This window comes from Clostridium sp. UBA1652 (assembly GCF_002320975.1).
Taxonomy (GTDB): Bacteria; Bacillota; Clostridia; order Clostridiales; family Clostridiaceae; genus Clostridium_T; species Clostridium_T intestinale.
Genome location: NZ_DCLI01000048.1, coordinates 127495 through 147036, shown reverse-complemented (window position 1 = coordinate 147036; position 19542 = coordinate 127495). Strand labels below are relative to the sequence as shown.

At 30.3% G+C, this 19542-nt stretch carries 21 protein-coding genes; 19 read left to right on the top strand and 2 right to left on the bottom strand.

Going from position 1 to position 19542, the window contains the following annotated elements; translation table 11 throughout:
- Positions 1 to 25: 25 nt before the first annotated feature.
- The 4 genes from recG (at position 26) to B3N22_RS08925 (ending at position 3719) form a co-directional block, all read left to right on the top strand.
- Complete coding sequence (recG, locus tag B3N22_RS08940) at positions 26 to 2059, top strand: ATP-dependent DNA helicase RecG (protein WP_286906405.1); 2034 nt, start codon at positions 26 to 28, stop codon at positions 2057 to 2059.
- A 66-nt stretch (positions 2060 to 2125) separates the two neighbouring features.
- On the top strand, positions 2126 to 2683 hold the full coding sequence (gene rsmD, locus B3N22_RS08935; protein ID WP_073015952.1) for a 16S rRNA (guanine(966)-N(2))-methyltransferase RsmD: 558 nt from the start codon (positions 2126 to 2128) through the stop codon (positions 2681 to 2683).
- A 1-nt stretch (position 2684) separates the two neighbouring features.
- Positions 2685 to 3167 carry a pantetheine-phosphate adenylyltransferase gene (coaD, locus tag B3N22_RS08930; protein WP_073015953.1) on the top strand — a complete coding sequence of 161 codons (483 nt, stop codon included), beginning with the start codon at positions 2685 to 2687 and terminating at the stop codon, positions 3165 to 3167.
- A 12-nt stretch (positions 3168 to 3179) separates the two neighbouring features.
- Positions 3180 to 3719, top strand: coding sequence for an ATP synthase subunit B family protein (locus B3N22_RS08925; RefSeq protein WP_073015954.1), 540 nt, complete (start codon positions 3180 to 3182; stop codon positions 3717 to 3719).
- Here B3N22_RS08925 and ylbJ read toward each other — a convergent pair.
- A complete protein-coding gene (gene ylbJ, locus B3N22_RS08920; RefSeq protein ID WP_238904464.1) occupies positions 3709 to 4746 on the bottom strand; it encodes a sporulation integral membrane protein YlbJ in 1038 nt (345 codons plus the stop codon). The two genes, B3N22_RS08925 and ylbJ, sit on opposite strands and share 11 nt — an antisense overlap.
- Positions 4747 to 4786: 40 nt before the next feature.
- Positions 4787 to 6019 carry a nucleotidyltransferase gene (locus tag B3N22_RS08915; protein WP_286906403.1) on the bottom strand — a complete coding sequence of 411 codons (1233 nt, stop codon included), beginning with the start codon at positions 6017 to 6019 and terminating at the stop codon, positions 4787 to 4789.
- Positions 6020 to 6228: 209 nt separating this feature from the next.
- On the opposite strand from B3N22_RS08915, the gene pta reads away from it, so the two are divergent.
- From pta to B3N22_RS08840, 15 genes are all read left to right on the top strand, one after another.
- Positions 6229 to 7230 (top strand): phosphate acetyltransferase, encoded by a 1002-nt coding sequence (gene pta / locus B3N22_RS08910; protein ID WP_073015957.1) that lies wholly within the window; start codon positions 6229 to 6231, stop codon positions 7228 to 7230.
- A gap of 23 nt (positions 7231 to 7253) precedes the next feature.
- Positions 7254 to 8444, top strand: a complete 1191-nt coding sequence (locus B3N22_RS08905; protein WP_286906394.1) for an acetate kinase — start codon at positions 7254 to 7256, stop codon at positions 8442 to 8444.
- Between the two features lie 96 nt (positions 8445 to 8540).
- Positions 8541 to 9047 carry a YceD family protein gene (locus tag B3N22_RS08900; RefSeq protein WP_286906392.1) on the top strand — a complete coding sequence of 169 codons (507 nt, stop codon included), beginning with the start codon at positions 8541 to 8543 and terminating at the stop codon, positions 9045 to 9047.
- Positions 9048 to 9049: 2 nt separating this feature from the next.
- Positions 9050 to 9232, top strand: coding sequence for a 50S ribosomal protein L32 (gene rpmF / locus B3N22_RS08895; protein WP_021802135.1), 183 nt, complete (start codon positions 9050 to 9052; stop codon positions 9230 to 9232).
- Between the two features lie 53 nt (positions 9233 to 9285).
- Positions 9286 to 10278 carry a phosphate acyltransferase PlsX gene (plsX, locus tag B3N22_RS08890; protein ID WP_286906390.1) on the top strand — a complete coding sequence of 331 codons (993 nt, stop codon included), beginning with the start codon at positions 9286 to 9288 and terminating at the stop codon, positions 10276 to 10278.
- 112 nt (positions 10279 to 10390) lie between these two features.
- Entirely contained in the window at positions 10391 to 10624 is a 234-nt protein-coding gene (gene acpP / locus B3N22_RS08885; protein WP_021802133.1) for an acyl carrier protein, read from the top strand.
- Between the two features lie 98 nt (positions 10625 to 10722).
- On the top strand, positions 10723 to 11412 hold the full coding sequence (gene rnc / locus B3N22_RS08880; protein WP_286906387.1) for a ribonuclease III: 690 nt from the start codon (positions 10723 to 10725) through the stop codon (positions 11410 to 11412).
- The gene (locus tag B3N22_RS08875; RefSeq protein WP_286906386.1) at positions 11405 to 12436 is read left to right on the top strand and encodes an elongator complex protein 3; all 1032 of its coding nucleotides are present in this window, start codon (positions 11405 to 11407) and stop codon (positions 12434 to 12436) included. The genes rnc and B3N22_RS08875 overlap by 8 nt, the downstream gene beginning before the upstream one ends.
- 142 nt (positions 12437 to 12578) lie before the next feature.
- On the top strand, positions 12579 to 12674 hold the full coding sequence (locus B3N22_RS08870) for a DUF4044 domain-containing protein (protein WP_197283172.1): 96 nt from the start codon (positions 12579 to 12581) through the stop codon (positions 12672 to 12674).
- Between the two features lie 10 nt (positions 12675 to 12684).
- Entirely contained in the window at positions 12685 to 16245 is a 3561-nt protein-coding gene (gene smc, locus B3N22_RS08865) for a chromosome segregation protein SMC (protein ID WP_286906384.1), read from the top strand.
- An 11-nt stretch (positions 16246 to 16256) separates the two neighbouring features.
- Positions 16257 to 17165, top strand: a complete 909-nt coding sequence (gene ftsY, locus B3N22_RS08860; protein ID WP_286906382.1) for a signal recognition particle-docking protein FtsY — start codon at positions 16257 to 16259, stop codon at positions 17163 to 17165.
- 78 nt (positions 17166 to 17243) lie between these two features.
- Positions 17244 to 17582, top strand: a complete 339-nt coding sequence (locus tag B3N22_RS08855) for a putative DNA-binding protein (RefSeq protein ID WP_073015964.1) — start codon at positions 17244 to 17246, stop codon at positions 17580 to 17582.
- Positions 17583 to 17592: 10 nt separating this feature from the next.
- Positions 17593 to 18966 carry a signal recognition particle protein gene (ffh, locus tag B3N22_RS08850; protein ID WP_073015965.1) on the top strand — a complete coding sequence of 458 codons (1374 nt, stop codon included), beginning with the start codon at positions 17593 to 17595 and terminating at the stop codon, positions 18964 to 18966.
- 31 nt (positions 18967 to 18997) lie between these two features.
- Positions 18998 to 19246 (top strand): 30S ribosomal protein S16, encoded by a 249-nt coding sequence (gene rpsP / locus B3N22_RS08845; protein ID WP_021802126.1) that lies wholly within the window; start codon positions 18998 to 19000, stop codon positions 19244 to 19246.
- Between the two features lie 44 nt (positions 19247 to 19290).
- On the top strand, positions 19291 to 19518 hold the full coding sequence (locus B3N22_RS08840) for a KH domain-containing protein (RefSeq protein WP_021802125.1): 228 nt from the start codon (positions 19291 to 19293) through the stop codon (positions 19516 to 19518).
- Positions 19519 to 19542: the final 24 nt, after the last annotated feature.

Here is a 19542-nt window from a genome sequence, read left to right as displayed (position 1 = left end):
TTTTCTTTGTAAAGTGGAGGTAAAAATGAATTTATATAGTGAAATCTCTTCTTTAAAGGGTGTTGGGCCTAAATTAAAGGAAAAACTGAATAAATGTGGTGTCTATACACTTCTAGATTTGCTTTTATATTTTCCTAGAGATTATGAATTCATAAATGGTAATAGTAAATATGAAGAGATTGATGAAAAAGAAAAACAGCTTTTAACATGTAAGGTTGTAGCTTTTAAAAGTGATTATATGTCTAAAAGCAGAAAAAGAATGACAACTATAGAGTTTAGTTATAATGATATAAAAATTACTGGAATATGGTTTAATCAACCCTATATAAAAAAGAATTTTATACTTGGAAACTCATATAATCTTATGGGAAGATATAAAAAGGTAAATGGGTGCCTTGAGACAATAAATCCTATAATAACTCCTGTAGAAGCTCTAAAGGCTGAAATAATACCTGTATATCCCTTAAAAGGTGATCTTAATAATAAAGTTATAATAAAACTTATAAGTGAAATATTTAAATCTATTGATATTAAGGAAAACCTACCTTTAGAGATTATTTCAAAATATAAGCTAGAATCCTTAGATTTTAGTATTAGAAATATACATTTTCCGAATGATAAAGAGGATTTAAGAAAATCCATAATAAGGCTTAAGTTTCAAGAACTTTTCACTTATTCCTTAAAGCTTATGATGCTTAAATATCATCTGAAAAAATCTTCTAAAGGAATTGAGTTTAAAATGTCAGAGGAACTAGCTCATTTAAAGGAGTCTTTACCATATAGCTTAACTAATGCACAAAGTAAGGTTATAAGAGAGGTTTTATTAGATCAGAAAAAGCCATCACCTATGAATAGGTTAATCCAAGGGGATGTAGGTAGTGGAAAAACCATAGTATCTTTAATTGCTATGTTTAATGTTTATAGAAATGGCTATCAGGTTGTGTTAATGGCACCAACGGAAATACTTGCAAAACAGCATTATGTTGAAGCAACGAAACTTTTTAAAGATTTTGATGTTGAAATAGAGCTATTAACAGGAAGCACACCTAATAAAGAGAAGCTTAGAATAAAGGAAAAAATAAAAGAAGATAAACCTATTATGGTTATAGGAACTCACGCCTTAATACAAGATGATGTTGAGTTTAGTAATCTTGGGTTTATAGTTACAGATGAACAGCACAGATTTGGAGTAGAGCAAAGAAGTAGGCTTATAAATAAGGGGCAGGAAGTTGATTGTTTAGTTATGAGTGCAACTCCTATACCAAGAACTATTGCATTATATTTATATTCAGATTTAGAGATTTCTATAATAGATGAGCTTCCTCCAGGAAGAAAAGCTATAGAAACAAAATTTTTCTCCGATAATAATAGAATGCTTGCCTATAATAGAGTTAGAGAAGAAATATTAAAGGGGCGTCAGTGTTATGTTGTATGTCCTCTTATAGATGAAAATGATGAAATTAAGTTAAATTCTGTTGAAAAGGTATATAATGAACTGGCAAGTGACATATTTAAGGACATTAAAGTCCAAATGCTTCATGGAAAGATGACTTCAAAAGAAAAAGAGGATATAATTCAAGATTTTAAAAATAATGAAACTAAGATAATTGTATCAACAACAGTAATTGAAGTTGGAGTTAATGTACCTAATGCTTCGATAATGATAATAGAAAATTCAGAGCGATTTGGATTAGCACAGCTTCATCAGCTTAGGGGAAGAGTAGGAAGAGGAGAATATCAATCCTATTGTTTTCTTATAGGAAAAGCCAATAATCCTGTTACTAAAAAAAGAATGGAAATAATGGTTAAAAGTAATGATGGGTTTTATATATCTGAGCAGGATCTTAAAATAAGAGGAACTGGAGAGATGTTTGGAGTTAGGCAAAGTGGTGAAGATGGTTTAGTTCTTGCTAATATAGTTGAGGATATGGATATTCTTAAATATGCTAACATGGAAGCAAAAAAAGCAGTTCTTTCTACAGAACCTGAATATACAAATTTATGTAACGAAATTCTTAAAAATTTGAAAAGAAGTTCTAAATACATTTGTTTTAATTAAATTAAATTGTAGATTATAAAGCTATATGATAAAATGTTAAGGAAGTAATTAGGAGGAGGTTATTATATGAGAATTATAGCAGGAAAAAGAAGAGGACATAAATTACTTTCTCCCGCAACAGATGAAACTAGACCAACTTTAGACAGAATTAAGGAAGCTATGTTTAATATGATACAAGGTTACATAATTGATGCAACTGTAGTTGATGTATTTGCAGGAACTGGATCCTTAGGATTAGAGTCGGCAAGTAGAGGAGCTAAAGAGGTGTTTTTAGTAGATAAAAGCCCTGTAACATTTCCTATATTAAAAAAGAATATAGAGAATTTAAGGTTTGAAGATTTTTGTCATGCTTTAAATACTGATGCTTATTCTGCATTAAATCACTTAGCGGATAAAAAGAAAGTTTTTGATATTATATTTATAGATCCACCTTATTTAAAAGATATGATTCCAAAAGCACTAGAGATAGTTAAAGAAAGAAATATGCTAGACGATAATGGTATTGTAGTCACTAAAATAGATACCAGTGAGGAAATCTGTCAAGGCTATAAAGATATAAAACTAATAAATGAAAGAAAGTATGGAAATACAACAGTATGTTTCTATAAGTTTGTGGAGGAGTAACATGAGAACAGGGGTCTACCCAGGCAGCTTCGACCCTATAACCAAAGGACATTTAGACATTATAGAAAGAGGCGCTAAAGTTTTTGATAAGTTAATAGTTGGAGTTTTGGTTAATGTTGAAAAAAAGGGACTTTTTGATTATTCCGAAAGAGTAGAGTTAATTAAGAGAGTAACTAAACATATACCTAATGTTGAAGTGAAATGTTTTGAAGGTTTATTAATAGATTTTATGAAACATGAAAATGCACGTGTTATTTTAAAAGGATTAAGAGCAGTTGCTGATTTTGAGTATGAGTTTCAGATGGCTCTTATGAATAATAAACTAGATCCAGAAGTAGAAACTGTATTTATGATGACTTCGGGTAAGTATTCATATTTAAGTTCTACAGCTGTAAAACAAGTAGCTAAATTTGGTGGGTGTATTGAAGGATTAGTTCCAGATGAAATAATAAAGGATATCTTATTAAAAATTAAAAGGGAGTAGGAGAGTGTAAAGATGGAGAAGATGGATGTTAATATTGTTGAATTATTAGAATATCTTCAAGATATGGTGGAAAATTCTGCAAAAGTGCCTATCACAGGTAAAGTAGTTTTGGATAAAAAAGAAGTTTTAGATGTTATAGAGCAAATAGTTCACTATCTTCCAGATCAGTTTAAGAAAGCACAATGGGTTGTTAATGAGAGGGAAAGAATATTAGAAGAAGCTGGTAAAGAGCTTGAAGAGGCTAGAAAAGAAACCTCTGAACTTATGAGAAAAAATGTAGAAAATCATGATTATGTAAGAGAAGCAAAGGTTAAAGCTCAAGAGATTATCGCTCAAGCGCAAAGAGAAGCTAAGTCTATAAGACTTGGTGCAAGAGATTATGCAGATGAGCTTTTATGCGACGTAGATAGGCAATTAGAAACAAGAAAAGAAGCCTTAATGAATGCCTTAAAAACATCCGTAGAAGGCTTTGCTGTGTCTCTTGATACTTCTTTAGATGGTATAGGAACTACTATAAAGGAAAATATAAAAGAACTTAGAACTATGAAATAATAAAGATTATATAAGTGATAAACAAGGATATTACTCCTTGAAGTAATTTATACATACAAAATCTTGTCATAGAAACTTTATATTTTGAAGAAAAAGAGCTTACTTGTGCCATAACAGATAAACCACTAAAAGAACATATAAAACTTATTAATGATACCTTTGATATTGTTGATAAGGTACTATTAGCTATGATACTGGAACCATTAGTAATTTCAATCATTCCTAAAAGTAGCCCTTTTATGAGGTCGGAAGAAATATTAAAAAGGGAACTTATATTTTTTATGCTTTCATTAAAAAATGTAGAATTATTGAAAATAGATATTATTACTGAAAATATCATGATATAACCAGCTACGTTAATAGAAGTTAATACAGCATTTTCAATTGAATCTTTTAAGTTAGTCCCAAAGTTTTTAATAACTTTATTTTGAGGGACTAGCTTTTTTTCTTTTAGAGTTTTTTTGCTATCAGAAGTTATTAATGCCATTAAAAACATTGATAAATATCCACTTATTAAAAGGATATAACCAAGGTTTTTATCTCCAAGCATTACATTGCCAACGGAACCTATTAAAAATAATGGACCAGTGTTAGAAGCTATAGAAATCAGTTTAGTATACTCGTCGTAATCATAATAGTTTTGTTCGTAGGCATCTGTTGAATACTTTGCCCCTAAGGGGTTCCCACAAATTATACTCGCTATTAATGGAAAGCTAGCATTTTTGCTAAGTTTTAATGGCGAACATAATAAAGGACCTAAAAGCTTGCTATAGATGTCAATACCACCATAAGCTATAAGGAGGTTACATAAAACCATAAAAGGCAATATGGTAGGGAGAACTGCCTGTACAAATAGTTTAGCTCCAGATAATGATGCATCAATACAAGATTTAGGATTTAAAAGAAAATATAATATTAATATTGAAATCAAAATAGTTGGAAATAAGGTTATTTTTCCTTTTATTTGTATTACTAAAGAAATACAAAGAAGGATAATTATAAAAAATAAAATATAAACACTATACATAAGATTACCTCCTGCTATATAGTATTTATATTAAGTAAAGTCAATAATTATCCATAATTATTATAGGTGATTTTTTATAGTCATCATTAAAATTAATAGATTTACATATAAGGCTATAGGCATTGGTCGCATTAATATCCATAGAAAGCATAATATTTGGGTATTTAGGTACTTTATTAATTATTTCTAAGTCAGAGTGTTTTTTTATCTCTTTAAGGATTTCTGCACCTCTTTTATTAAGCCCCAGTACTCTAGCATAATCAGGCCTTGATGTTCTTAGAGACTCTATAGGGTATTCTTCAAAACCTAAAAAGAATTGAGAAAGTATTCTACTGATTCTAGTGTAAGTATATCTTTTGCTTTTTACATTCATAATAAGACCGTCTAAAGTTTTAGCTTGTATAAATTCCTTTGAAATCTTATTATCTAAACCTTCTTTAACATCGGGGATATCTTTTAATCTATTAGAAGATGTTGTTAATTTGTATTTTAGGAAAGAAAATATTTTTTCTTTATCTACAAAATCATAATTTTCTTTAAATAAATTATGGAGCATCTTATAAGTTTCAGAAGGTAGGTGATTATATAAATCTTCTATATTTCCATGAGCTTTAAGAAACTCTCTTATGGAAGTTGCTGAGGAAATATTATTATCTAGGGTTTTGGAGTTATAGCTACCTCCATTACGTTTAAAAGTAAGAGGAGTTATACTGCTGTTAAGGCGATTTATAGCTTTAATATATTCAATTCCTAAGATATTATTTGAGGAATTAAGTATTTTATCTAATTCATCTAAGTTAATGCTACCATTAGATTTAGACAAAATTTCTAATACAGTTTTGCTTCTTGAAGTTGTAAGAGATTCACCTTTTTTAAGTTTTTCTTTTAGAAGGCTTTTAAACTCTAGAGACTCATCGGTAAGTAGTGAAGAGATCTCTTTTAAGATAGAAACATCGCCACTTTCACTTCCGAAACATATTGAGTTTACAACTCCTAAAGAATCTAATAATGAAACTGAGCCAAAGGCAAAAAATTCTGCAGAAGATAAAGCAAATACAGTAGGAAGTTCTATAACTAAATCTACGCCATTTCTTAAAGCTATTTCCGCTCTAGTCCACTTATCTATGAAGGCTGGTTCACCTCTTTGCATAAAATTACCACTCATAACACAAATAACCCCATCACAATGAGATAAACTTCTAGTTGTATCTAAATGGAGCTTGTGTCCTAAATGAAAAGGATTGTATTCTGTTATTATACCTGCAATGTTCATTTATCCACCTCTCTCAAAATGTATTATACCTTAAATAATGGCTAAAATACAAAAGAGAAGTAAATTGTTTGAAAATTGATACTTTTGACAATAGTTAAACTATATGGTTTATAGGGGTTTTTTGATGTTTATATGTTGAAATGTGTTGCCAATTAGGAGTATATTAGTAAGTGTGTAGTACAGTGTGGCTATTGAAAGGAGAAATGAACATGGAACTTATGGAAAAAATATGGGGATTAGCACAGGCAGATAGAAAGAGAATTGTGCTTCCAGAAGGAGACGAGGATAGAACAGTAGTTGCAGCTCAAAGAATACATGAGCTAGGACTTGCTGATGTTGTTCTTGTAGGCAACCTTGATAAAATAAATAAGAAAGCCGAAAGTTTAGGAGTTAATTTGGAGGGTGTTGAAATACAAGATCCAGATACTTCATCTAAACTAAATGAATATATTACTGCTTTCTACGAGATTAGAAAAAGTAAAGGTATGACAATGGAGAAAGCTGATAAGATAGTTAGAGATCCATTATACTTTGGAACTATGATGGTAAAATTAAATGATGCAGATGGGATGGTTTCAGGAGCAGTACACACAACTGGAGATTTATTAAGACCAGGTCTTCAGATAATAAAAACTGCACCTGGAGTTTCAGTAGTATCAAGTTTCTTTATCATGATGGTACCAGGTTCACAATACGGCGAAGAAGGAATGTTATTATTCTCAGACTGTGCAGTTAACCCAAACCCAAGCGCGGATCAATTAGCAGCTATAGCTATAGCTACAGCTGATACAGCAAAAAATCTTTGCAAAATAGATCCAAGAGTTGCAATGCTATCATTTTCAACAATGGGGTCAGCAGATCATGAAGTTGTAGATAAGGTAAGAAATGCAACTGCAAAAGCAAAAGAGTTAAGACCAGATTTATTAATTGATGGAGAAATGCAATTAGATGCAGCTATAGTACAAAAAGTTGCAGAGCAAAAAGCACCAAACAGTCCGGTATCAGGTAGAGCTAATGTATTAATATTCCCAGATTTACAAGCTGGAAATATAGGATATAAATTAGTTCAAAGATTTGCTAATGCTGAAGCTATAGGACCTATTTGTCAAGGTTTTGCAAAACCTATAAATGACTTATCTAGAGGATGTAGCTCAGAAGATATAGTAAATGTTGTTGCATTAACGGCTGTTCAAGCTCAAAGTACAAAATAATAGTGAAATAAAGGAGAAATAAAATGAACATATTAGTTATAAACTGTGGAAGTTCCTCGTTGAAATATCAACTTATAGACATGAAAAAAGAAGAAGCTTTAGCTACAGGTCTAGTTGAGAGAATAGGGATAGAAGGATCTATATTAACTCAAAAAGCTAATGGAGAAAAATATATAGTTGAAGAAGCTATGAAAGATCATCAAGATGCAATAAAACTTGTGCTTGCTGCATTAGTTGATAAAGATCATGGTGTAATTAAATCTATGGATGAAATAGAAGCTGTAGGACATAGAGTTGTTCATGGTGGAGAAAAATATGCTGCATCTGTAGTTATAGATGAAGATGTAATGAAACAATTAGAAGAATGTGCAAAATTAGCACCACTTCATAACCCACCAAACATAATAGGAATAAATGCATGTAAGGCTTTAATGCCAAACACACCAATGGTTGGAGTATTTGATACTGCATTCCACCAAACTATGCCTGAAAAAGCATATCTTTATGCACTTCCATATGAATTATATAAAGATCATCATATAAGAAAATACGGCTTCCATGGAACATCACATAAGTATGTATCAATGAAGGCTGCTGAAGCTATGGGAAAAGACATAAAAGAATTAAAAATCGTAAACTGTCACTTAGGAAATGGAGCTTCTGTTTCTGCAGTTAAAAATGGTGAATCTGTAGATACAAGTATGGGATTTACTCCTCTTCAAGGATTAGTTATGGGAACAAGAACTGGGGATATGGATCCAGCTGTAGTTACTTACTTAATAAAAGAATTAGGATATTCAGCTAGCGAAGTTGATGATATACTAAACAAAAAATCAGGAGTTTTAGGAGTATCAGGAGTTAGTTCTGACTTTAGAGATGTAGAAGATGCTGCATGGAATAAAAAAGAACATAGATCTAACATTGCTTTAGATATGTTTGTTTATAGAGTTAAACAATATATAGGTTCATATGCTGCTATTATGGGTGGTGTAGATGCTATAGTATTTACAGCAGGAGTTGGAGAAAACTCAGTTGAAATGAGAGAAAGTATACTAGAAGGATTTGACTTCCTTGGAGTAGATTTTGATAAAGATAAAAATAAGGTTAGAGGAAAATTTGCAGAGATAACAAAAGAAGGATCTAAAGTTAAGGCTTTTGTTATCCCAACTAATGAAGAGCTTATGATAGCTAAAGATACATTAGCTTTAGTATAAAATATTTACCTTAAGCTACTTGACTTTTATTAGTTGCCTCTATATAATAAATTGTGGTTATGTTGAAATATATTACTAAGGAGTGTGGGTGAAGTTATGATAATTAAACTTTCAGAAATCTTTAGTAAGAGAGAAAAGAAAAAACAAATTAACTGTGAAATTCATCAAGAACCTTTTGAATTTGAGGGTGGTTTAATAACTCCATTAAAAGATATAAGTATTCGTGGTGAAATGAAGGCATTTGAGGATATTTTAGAACTTAACCTAAAGGTTAATACTGTTTTAGAAGATTCTTGTTCAAGGTGTTTAGAAAACTTTTCATTTGAGGTAGATACTACTTTAAATGAAAAGTTTACAAATAAATCTACTATAGAGACTGAGGATATTATCCTTGTAGAAGGTGATGTCGTAGATATCGCTGAAGTAGTTATAAATAGTATTATATCAACCTTGCCTATTAAGAGACTTTGCAGTGAGAGTTGTAAAGGTCTTTGTCACAGTTGTGGAATTAACTTAAATCATCATAAATGTAATTGCGAGAATTTGGAAGTTGATTCTAGACTAGAAGTCTTAAAAAGCTTTTTCACTGATAAGGAGGTGTAATAATGGGAAATCCAGCTAGAAAAACTTATAGAGCTAAAAGAGATTCAAGAAGAGCGCAAACTTTCCAAGTAAGTGCTCCTGGAATAGTTGAATGTCCACAATGTCATGAAATGAAACTTGCTCACAGAGTATGTAAAAAATGCGGATATTACAAAGGAAAAGAAGTTGTTGCTTCTGAAAACTAAAGAAAGTCATATGACTTTCTTTTCTTTATATACAAATAAAAGAGGTGTAATTTATGAAATTTGTTGTTGATGGTATGGGCGGAGACAATGCTCCTAAAGCAGTTGTTGAAGGTGTAGTTGAGGCTTTAAACGAATTTAAAGACATAGAACAAATATACATAACTGGACCAGAAGAAAAAATAAAAGAAGTATTATCTAATTATACCTATGATGAGAAGAGACTTAAAATTGTTGATTGTACTGAAGTCATAACACCAGATGAACATCCGGTTATGGCTCTTAGAAAGAAAAAAAATTCTAGTTTAGTAAAAGCTCTTAACTTGGTTAAAAGTGGAGAGTGTGATGGAATTATTTCTGCAGGGAGTACAGGAGCCTTTTTAGCAGGTTGTACATTGATTGTAGGAAGAATAAAAGGGATAGAGAGACCTGTACTTGCACCTATTATGCCAGGCAAAAATGGACGTTTTATGGTGGTAGATGCAGGAGCTAATGTAGACTCAAAACCTCATTATATGCCTCAATTTGCTTTAATGGGAGAAATATACTATAAAAATGTTATGGGTGTAACTAAGCCCTCAGTAGGATTAGTCAATATAGGAACAGAAGAAGGAAAAGGAAATGAGCTTACAAAGGCTGCATATCCTCTTTTAAAAGATATGTCTATTAACTTTATAGGAAACGTTGAACCAAGAGAAGCTTCAAAAGGAGATGTAAATGTCCTAGTTTGTGATGGCTTTGTTGGAAATACATTGCTTAAAACTTATGAAGGGGTTGCATCCACTTTGTTAGGAATAATAAAGGATGAAATAAACTCATCTTTGTTAAGTAAAATAGGAGCAGTATTTTTAATACCAGTGTTTAAAACAATTAAAAAACGTTTTGATTATAAAGAAGAAGGTGGGGCACCTTTTTTAGGTGTTGATGGTGTATGTATAAAAGCTCATGGAAGTTCTGATGGCAGAGCCTTCAAAAATGCTATTAGGCAAGGGAAAATTTTCTGTGAAAATGATATTTTAAATAAGATTAAATTAGAAATTCAGAAATAATAAAGCAATTTACTTAATTATTAGCAAAAAAAATCATATTTAAAATATAGAATATTGACGTGTAAATCTATATATAATATTATCTAAATAGACAGAAGTGGAGGTGATATTTATGGTGTTTGATAAAGTTAAAGAAATTATAGCTGATAAGCTAAGTGTTAATGGAGACGATATAACAAAAGAATCATCATTTATAGAAGACTTAGGTGCAGATTCACTTGATATAGTTGAGCTAATTATGGCATTAGAAGATGAGCTTGAAATGGAAATACCAGACGAAGAAGCAGAAAAGTTTGTAACTGTTGGTGATGTAGTAGATTATATTAAATCACAAACTGAAGAATAAACAATATCCCGCTATGGCGGGATTTTAATTTTAATCTAGTTTATTCTTGAATTTGTTAATTCAGCAAATTGAAGAATAAACTTCAAGGAGAGATATTTATGAATATAAGAGACTTTGAAGTTAGAAATGGAATTGTTTTTGAAAACAAGAGGCTTATAGACACAGCATTTACCCATTCTTCTTACGCTCACCAGTATAAGAATTTTGAACACAACGAAAGACTGGAGTTTTTAGGAGATGCTGTTTTACAGCTAACTATTACTGAATATTTGTATAAAAAGTTCAAAGACAAAAGTGAAGGTGAGTTAACGAAAATCAGAAGTTTAATTGTATGCGAAAATTCTTTATTTCAAGTAGCACAAAGTTTAGGTCTTTCAAACTTTATCAAGATGAGTAAAGGGGAAGAGATGACTGGCGGAAGAGAAAGAACAGCATTGCAAGCAGACTGTGTAGAGGCGGTAATAGCTGCTATATATCTAGATAAGGGAATAGAATTTGCTAAAGAATTCATTCTTAATAATTTTAACGATATAATAGAAAAGGCTATTAAAAATGAAATTGTTTTAGATTTTAAAACAAAGTTGCAAGAACTTCTTCAAAAACAGGGTGAAATTGATATAAGTTATGATCTTATAAAATTTGAAGGGCCTCCTCACAGGAGAAAATTCTTCACTAAGGTTCTTATTAATAGTGAAGACATGGGGTATGGTGAGGGTTATTCAAAAAAAGAGGCAGAGCAAAATGCAGCTAAACATGCTTTAAGTGTTTTGGGGGATGACCATGAGTAAAAAACATTATATAATCCCACTATTTGTTCCTCACGAAGGTTGTCCTCATGATTGTGTGTTTTGTAATCAGTCAAAGATAACAGGTAAGGAAGAACAAGTTACTAGAGAAACTGCTGTTTCTATAATAGATGAATATCTAACAACTATAGATTATAAAAACTCAACAGTTGAAGTATCTTTTTTTGGAGGAACTTTTACAGCTATAAAAGAGGAGAAGCAAAAAGAACTTCTTAGTGTAGCTAAGGGTTATAAGGATAAAGGTTACATAAAATATATTAGATTAAGTACAAGACCTGATTATATAAGCACATACATATTAGATTACTTAAAAGAGTACGAAGTAGATATTATTGAACTAGGAGTTCAATCATTAGATGAAGAGGTTTTAAAATATTCCGGAAGAGGTCATGATGTTTGTGATGTTGAAAAAGCCTCTAAATTAATAAAGGAATATGGATTTACTTTAGGGCATCAACTTATGATAGGTTTACCTCATGATACTTTTAAAAAGGATATTAAATCTGTTTTGAAATCCACAGAGATGAAACCTGATATTGCAAGAATATATCCAGCCTTAGTTATAAAAGATACTCCTATGGAGCTTATGTATAATAGAGGGATCTATAAACCATATTCTTTAGAGGATGCTGTTGAAGTAATAGGAAAAGTTTATGAACATTATAAAAATAATAATGTTCAAGTTATAAGAATAGGTCTACAACCTACCGATAATATTACTGAGGGAAAAGATATGATAGCAGGTCCATTCCATCCAGCCTTTAGAGAGCTTGTAGAAAGCAAGATGATAAAAGATAAGCTGATTTCTAAGAAGCATGAAATGGGATCGGATATAACTATAGAAATAAATCCAAGAGATTTATCTAAACTTTATTCAAATAAAAAAACATATTTCAATGAAATGAAAAAAGAATTTAAAAATATAAATGTAACTGTTAATGAAAATATAAAAAGGGGAACCCTTTTTATTAAAGCTCAGAAATTTAATGAACTTTTAGAAATTTAGAAATTTAGAAATTTACAAACGTAGAAAGGTACAAATTTAGAAATTTAAGCCCTATGGTTAGCCAAAGGGCTTAAATACTATTGTTTAATATTTACTTTTTTATTAGATTAATTTAAACTTATTAAAGAATGGAGTGTTTATAATGAAAAAGAAAACTAGAGAAAAAGCTCAATATATATTAGTTATTTTTATTATTATTACTTTCTTAATTGGTTTACTTCCAATGGTTTTAAGGTAAGGAGTGCTATATGTTTTTAAAGTCGTTAGAAATAAGAGGATTTAAATCCTTTGCAGACAAAACAGAATTAAAATTTGATAAAGGGGTTACTGCTGTTGTTGGCCCTAATGGGAGTGGTAAAAGTAATATTTCTGATGCTGTTAGATGGGTTTTAGGTGAGCAAAGTATTAAAACCTTAAGAGGCGGTAAGATGGAGGATGTTATTTTTGCAGGAACCCATTATAGAAAACCTGTAGGAGTAGCACAAGTATCTTTAACTTTAGATAATTATGATAAGGAATTACCTTTAGACTATTCAGATGTAACTATTACAAGAAGAATATATAGATCTGGAGAGAGTGAGTATCTTATTAATAACTCTCAATGCAGGTTAAAGGATATAACTACTTTATTTATGGATACTGGTATAGGTAAAGAAGGGTATTCTTTAATTGGACAAGGTAAGATTGATGCAATCTTAAGTGGTAAAGCTGATGAGAGAAGATCTTTACTTGAAGAGGCAGCTGGTATTGTTAAGTTTAAATCTAGAAGAGATGAATCAGAAAAAAAATTAGCTAATACAGATGAGAATTTAATTAGAATTAATGACATAATATCTACTTATGAGGAACGTATAGAGCCTTTAGAGATAGAATGTATAAAGGCTGAAAAGTTTATTGATTTTTCAAATTCACTAAAGGAAAAAGAAATTGACTTACTCATATATCATATAAATAACATAGAAAAAAATATAAAAGTATATGCTGAAAATATATATGATATAGAAATGAAAAATAATTCTTTAAGAGAAGAAATAAAAGATAAAAGAAGTAAATTAAATATTTATCAAAATGAAATTGAGAAGATAGATAGTCAAACAAATCAAGAAAGAATTGAGTATTTTCAAGGAAAAGAGAAAATAGGGGAACTTAATTCAGAAATTGGGATTTTAAAAGAAAGAATTACAAACATAGAAGAACTTATAGAAAATAATAATAAAGAAAAGATAAGTCTTTTAGAAAAAAGTGAAGAACTTAAAAAAAGTAAGGCTGTACTTTTAGAAGAGATAAGTAAGGAAAAAGAAAATATATCAAAAATAGAAGAAGTTATAAAGAATTTAGATAAAGAAACAAACGTTTTTTTAGAAGAAATATCTAAAGAAGAAGATAAGGTAAATAATTTAAAACAACAGGAAATTGATACCTATAAAAAAGTTGCAGAACTAGAAAAAGAAAGTAATATAATAGAGAATTCTATTGAAACAATTAAGGAAAGGATAGTTAACCTTAAAACAGATAAAGAAAATTTAAATAGTTCGATAGCTATTAATTATTCTACTCGACTAATGATAAATGAAAAAGTAGAAAAGTTTAAGGAAAAAACAGAAATTTTAGATAAAGAAATACTACAAAATAAAAACTCTATGACAAAACTTCAAGGAAATTTAAATGCAAATGAAAAAAAGTATAGAGAAATAAACATAGAGATAAATAGAACTGATGCAACTTATAAAATGCTTAATAATTTAGAAAAGCATTTTGAAGGATATAATAAATCTGTAAAGCTTCTTATGGAGCATATGTCTAAAGGTAGTATTGGGAATTTAAGCGATAAGTGTGTAATCCTTGGTGAAATTATTTCTGTTCCTAAAAATTTAGAAACAGCCATTGAAATTGCCTTAGGAGGAACCATTTCTAATATTATTACTGAAGATGAAGTTATAGCAAAGAGATTAATTAATTATTTGAAGGATAACAAACTAGGAAGAGCCACCTTTTTACCTTTGTCCATAATAAAGGGAAAAAAGGCTTCAATAAACGAAAAAATAACTAAAATTCAAGGCTATATTGGATTAGCTTCTGACTTAATTAGTTATGATAAAAAGTACGATAATGCTATTAATTATTCTTTAGGAAGAACTATAATAACAGATACTATGGATGGAGCCTTAAGGGTTGCAAAGGAAACCGCCTACTCTTATAAGATAGTTACCTTAACTGGAGAAATTGTTAATCCAGGTGGAGCATTAACAGGTGGAAACTATGGTGGGAAAAATAGTTCTATAATAAGCAGAAAAAGAGAACTTGAAGAGTTAAAGATAAAATATGCATCTTTAGAAGAGGAATCAGAAAAGCTTAAAACTGAACTGATTTCATTAAGAGAGAATCTTAAAAAACTAGATGAGGATAATTTAAATAAAAGAGATCAAATTCATTTTAATAATATAGAAATTGCAAAACTTCAAAATGAAATTAAAAACATTCAAAATGAAGAACTAAAATTAAAAAGTTCAATAGAAGATATAGAAGTTAAATATGAGGGATTAATTAAAGAACAGTTAGAACTAAATGATAATTTTAAAGTTATAAAAGAGATTATTATTAAAACTTCTGAAAGTAAGGAAGATAATAAGGTTTTAATAAAATCAATTGAAGAAAACTTAAAAGATGCAAAGGCTTCAATAACTGAAAATCGTGATAAAATAACTGATAATAGAATAAAAAAGGCTTCTTTAGAAGAATTTATATCAGGTAAACTTAGAGAATTAAATAGGTTAGAAGAAGAACAAAATTCCTGTATAAATAGAATAAGTGAAATAGAAACCTCTATAAAAAATGGGATAGCTACTAAAAAAATATCTAATGAAGATATAGAAAAAAACGCTAAAGAAATAGAGAACTTAAGGTCTTTAGTAGAAAAGTTTGAAGAAATATGGAAGCAAAGTGAAATCAAAAGAATTTCTATAAAAGAAAATATGAACAAGGTACAAACTGAAGTTGATGAATTAAATCAAATTCTTCAAAAATCAGAAAATGAATATCATAAATTAGAGATGGGTAAAGCTAAATATGATATAGAAAAAGAAAATTATTATAACAGATTAAATGAGGAGTTTTCATTAACTTATGCAGAAGCTTTTGAAAAAGCTAATGATGTTATAAACGAAGTTGACCATAAAAGAGAAATAACAACATTGAAAAGTCAAATTACAGCTCTTGGGGTTGTTAATGTTGGTGCTATTGAAGAATATAAAGAAGTTAAAGAAAAATATACTTTTATGAGTAGTCAAAAAGAAGATTTAGAAAAAGCAAAAGAAGACTTATTAGAAGTTATAAGTGATATGACCTCAAAAATGAAAGAAGTATTTATAGAGAACTTTAAGATATTAAATGGATATTTTAGTGAAACCTTTAGAGAATTATTTAAAGGTGGAAGTGCAGAACTTATACTTGGAGAAGGTGATGAATTAACTTCAAATATAGAAATTAACGTTCAGCCCCCAGGAAAAAAAGTTCAAAATATAAATCTTATGTCTGGTGGAGAGAAAGTTTTATCAGCAATCGCATTATTATTTGGTATACTTAAGATGAAACCAACTCCATTTTGTATATTAGATGAAATAGAGGCGGCTTTAGATGATGCAAATGTATATAGATATGCAGAATTTTTAAGAAAGTTCTCTGAAAACATTCAATTTATAGTAGTTACTCATAGAAAGGGTACTATGGAAGCATCAGACATAATGTATGGGGTTACTATGGAGGAAAAAGGAATATCTAAAATAGTTTCAGTAAATTTACAAGGCAGATAGGAGGATCCACAGTGTTTGGAGGAATTTTTGACAAACTAAAACAAGGATTAAGTAAAACAAGAGATAATTTTACAGATAAAATAAATGAGGTATTAAACCTGGCTGTAACCATTGATGAAGATTTATATGAGGAATTAGAAGAGATACTAATTACTTCAGATATAGGTATGGAAACTACAATGGATATTATAGAAGAGCTAAGAGCAAAAATAAGAAAAGAAAAAATTGCAGATCCACAGATGGTTAGACCAGCTCTTAAAGAAGTTATTAGAGATATGCTTCTTAAGGATGTTGAAGATAAAAAAGAACCTGATAATAAAATAATTTTAATTATAGGTGTAAATGGAGTAGGAAAAACTACTTCTATTGGAAAACTTTCATCTAAAATGAAAAATGAAGGACAAAAGGTTTTATTAGCAGCAGCAGATACTTTTAGAGCAGCAGCTATAGACCAGTTAGAAATATGGAGCAAAAGATCAGGGGTTGAGATTGTTAAACATCAAGAAGGATCTGACCCAGCAGCAGTTGTATATGATGCTCTACAAGCTGCGAAATCTAGAAAAGTAAATAGATTATTAATAGATACAGCTGGAAGACTTCATAACAAAAAAAATCTTATGAATGAGCTTGAAAAGATAAACAGAGTTATAGATAGAGAAATGGGAGATACTGAAAGGGAAACTCTTTTAGTATTAGATGCAACCACAGGTCAAAATGCTGTTATTCAGGCTAAACAATTTAAAGAGGTATGCCCTATTGATGGCATAATATTAACTAAATTAGATGGAACAGCTAAAGGTGGAGTTGTAATTTCTATTAAACAACATTTAAACGTACCAGTGAGGTATATTGGTGTAGGTGAAGGGATTGACGACCTTCAAGAGTTTGATGCTGAAGGTTTTGTTGAAGCTTTATTTTAAATTTTATGGTGTTAAGTAAAAATACTTGACACCATTATTTTTATCTGTTATTATCATTTAGGTAGGTAAGGTGGTTATATGGAAGACAGATTTGAAGTTTCTATTCTGCTAGATCACTACGGCAATTTATTGACTCCAAAGCAGAAGAATATAATGGATCTTTATTATAATGAAGACTTTTCTCTTTCGGAGATATCTGAGATAAATGAAACCTCAAGGCAGGCTACTCATGATTTAATAAAAAGATGTTATAAAATTTTATTGGAATATGAGAAAAAGCTTCAATTGATGAGTAAAAATAATTCAAGAATTAACATAACTAAAGATGCTATAAAAGATCTAAAAGAGAAATTTAATGCATCAGATGAAATCATAGATTATATGGGTAAAATTTTTGAGAATATAAATAGTCTATAGGAGGTTTGTCATGGCTTTTGAAGGTTTATCAGAAAAGTTGCAAGACGCTTTAAAAAAGCTAAGAGGAAAAGGAAAATTAAATGAAAAAGATATAAAAGAAGCCATGAGAGAAGTTAAGCTTGCTCTATTAGAAGCAGATGTTAACTTTAAGGTAGTAAAATCTTTTATATCAAAAGTTAGTGAAAAATGTGTTGGAGAAGAAGTTTTAGGAAGTTTAACCCCAGGACAACAAGTGATAAAAATAGTTAATGATGAATTAACAGAACTAATGGGTACAGCTGAAAGCAAGATATCTTATGCTGATGCAGGTCCAACAGTTATTATGCTTGTAGGACTTCAAGGGGCAGGTAAAACTACCATGTGTGGTAAGTTAGCTTTATCCTTAAGAAAGAAAAATAAAAAACCTCTATTAGTAGCTTGTGATGTTTATAGACCAGCAGCTATAAAACAACTTGAGGTTGTAGGTAAAAGCATAGATATTCCAGTGTTTACTATGGGAGACAAGATAAGTCCTGTAGACATAGCTAAAGCTGGTATAAAGAGCGCAAGAGAAAATGGTAATAATATAGTTATAATAGATACAGCTGGTAGACTTCATATAGATGAAACTCTTATGGAAGAACTACAAGATATAAAGTCAGGGGTAAAACCTAATGAAATATTATTAGTAGTAGACTCTATGACAGGACAGGATGCAGTAAATGTAGCTGAAACCTTTAATAACTCTTTAGACATATCAGGAGTTATTTTAACAAAACTTGATGGTGACACAAGAGGTGGAGCTGCACTTTCTATAAGAAGTATGACTCAAAAACCAATTAAATTTGTTGGTGTTGGGGAAAAAATGAGCGACTTAGAAGTATTCTATCCAGACAGAATGGCATCAAGAATATTAGGAATGGGAGATGTATTATCTCTTATAGAAAAAGCTCAAGCAGCTATAGACACTGAAGATGCAGAAGCTTTATCAAAGAAAATGTTAACTTCGGACTTTAACTTTGAAGATTACTTAATGGCAATGGAACAAATGAATAAGTTAGGTCCTATAAATAAAGTTTTAGAAATGATACCTGGAATGAATTCTAAACAACTTGAAGGAGTTGATTTGGAAGCTGGAGAAAAGCAAATGGCTAGATCTAAGGCTATAATTCAATCCATGACATCAAAAGAAAGAAAAAATCCACAGCTTGTTTCATCTTCTTCATCTAGAAAGAAGAGAATAGCAAATGGTTCAGGAACAAGCATACAAGAACTTAATAAACTTCTTAAAGGTTTCGAAGCTATGAGAAAACAAATGAAGCAATTTAAGGGTTTAACTCAAAATATGAAAAAAGGTAAAAAAGGCAAAAATGGACTATTTGGAAATCTTCCCTTTTTGAAATAGTATACCTTAACTTTTAAAGGAGGTGAAAAGCATGGCAGTAAAAATAAGACTAAGAAGAATGGGTGCAAAAAAAGCTCCTTTCTATAGAGTAGTAGTTGCAGACTCAAGAAGTCCAAGAGATGGTAGATTCATCGAAGAAATAGGATACTACAATCCAGTAGCTAAACCAGAAGCAGAAATCAAAATTGATGCTGATAAAGCAGCTGCATGGTTAGGTAATGGTGCTCAACCAACTGATATAGTTAAAAAGTTATTCGTTAAAGCAGGAATTAACAAATAATATCTGGGAGGTGAACTCTGCTAAGGATATCCCTAGCAGTCAATATGAAAGATTTAGTAGAAATTATCGCCAAGTCTTTAGTTGACAATCCAGATGCTGTTGAAGTTAAGGAGGTTGCCGGTGAGCAATCCCTTATCCTTGAACTTAAGGTTGCCCCAGAAGACATGGGTAAAGTTATAGGAAAACAAGGAAGAATAGCCAAAGCAATAAGAACAGTTGTAAAAGCAGCAGCAGTTAAAGAAAACAAAAGAGTAGTAGTAGAAATTATTTAATAAGAGTTAGGTATTGGCCTAGCT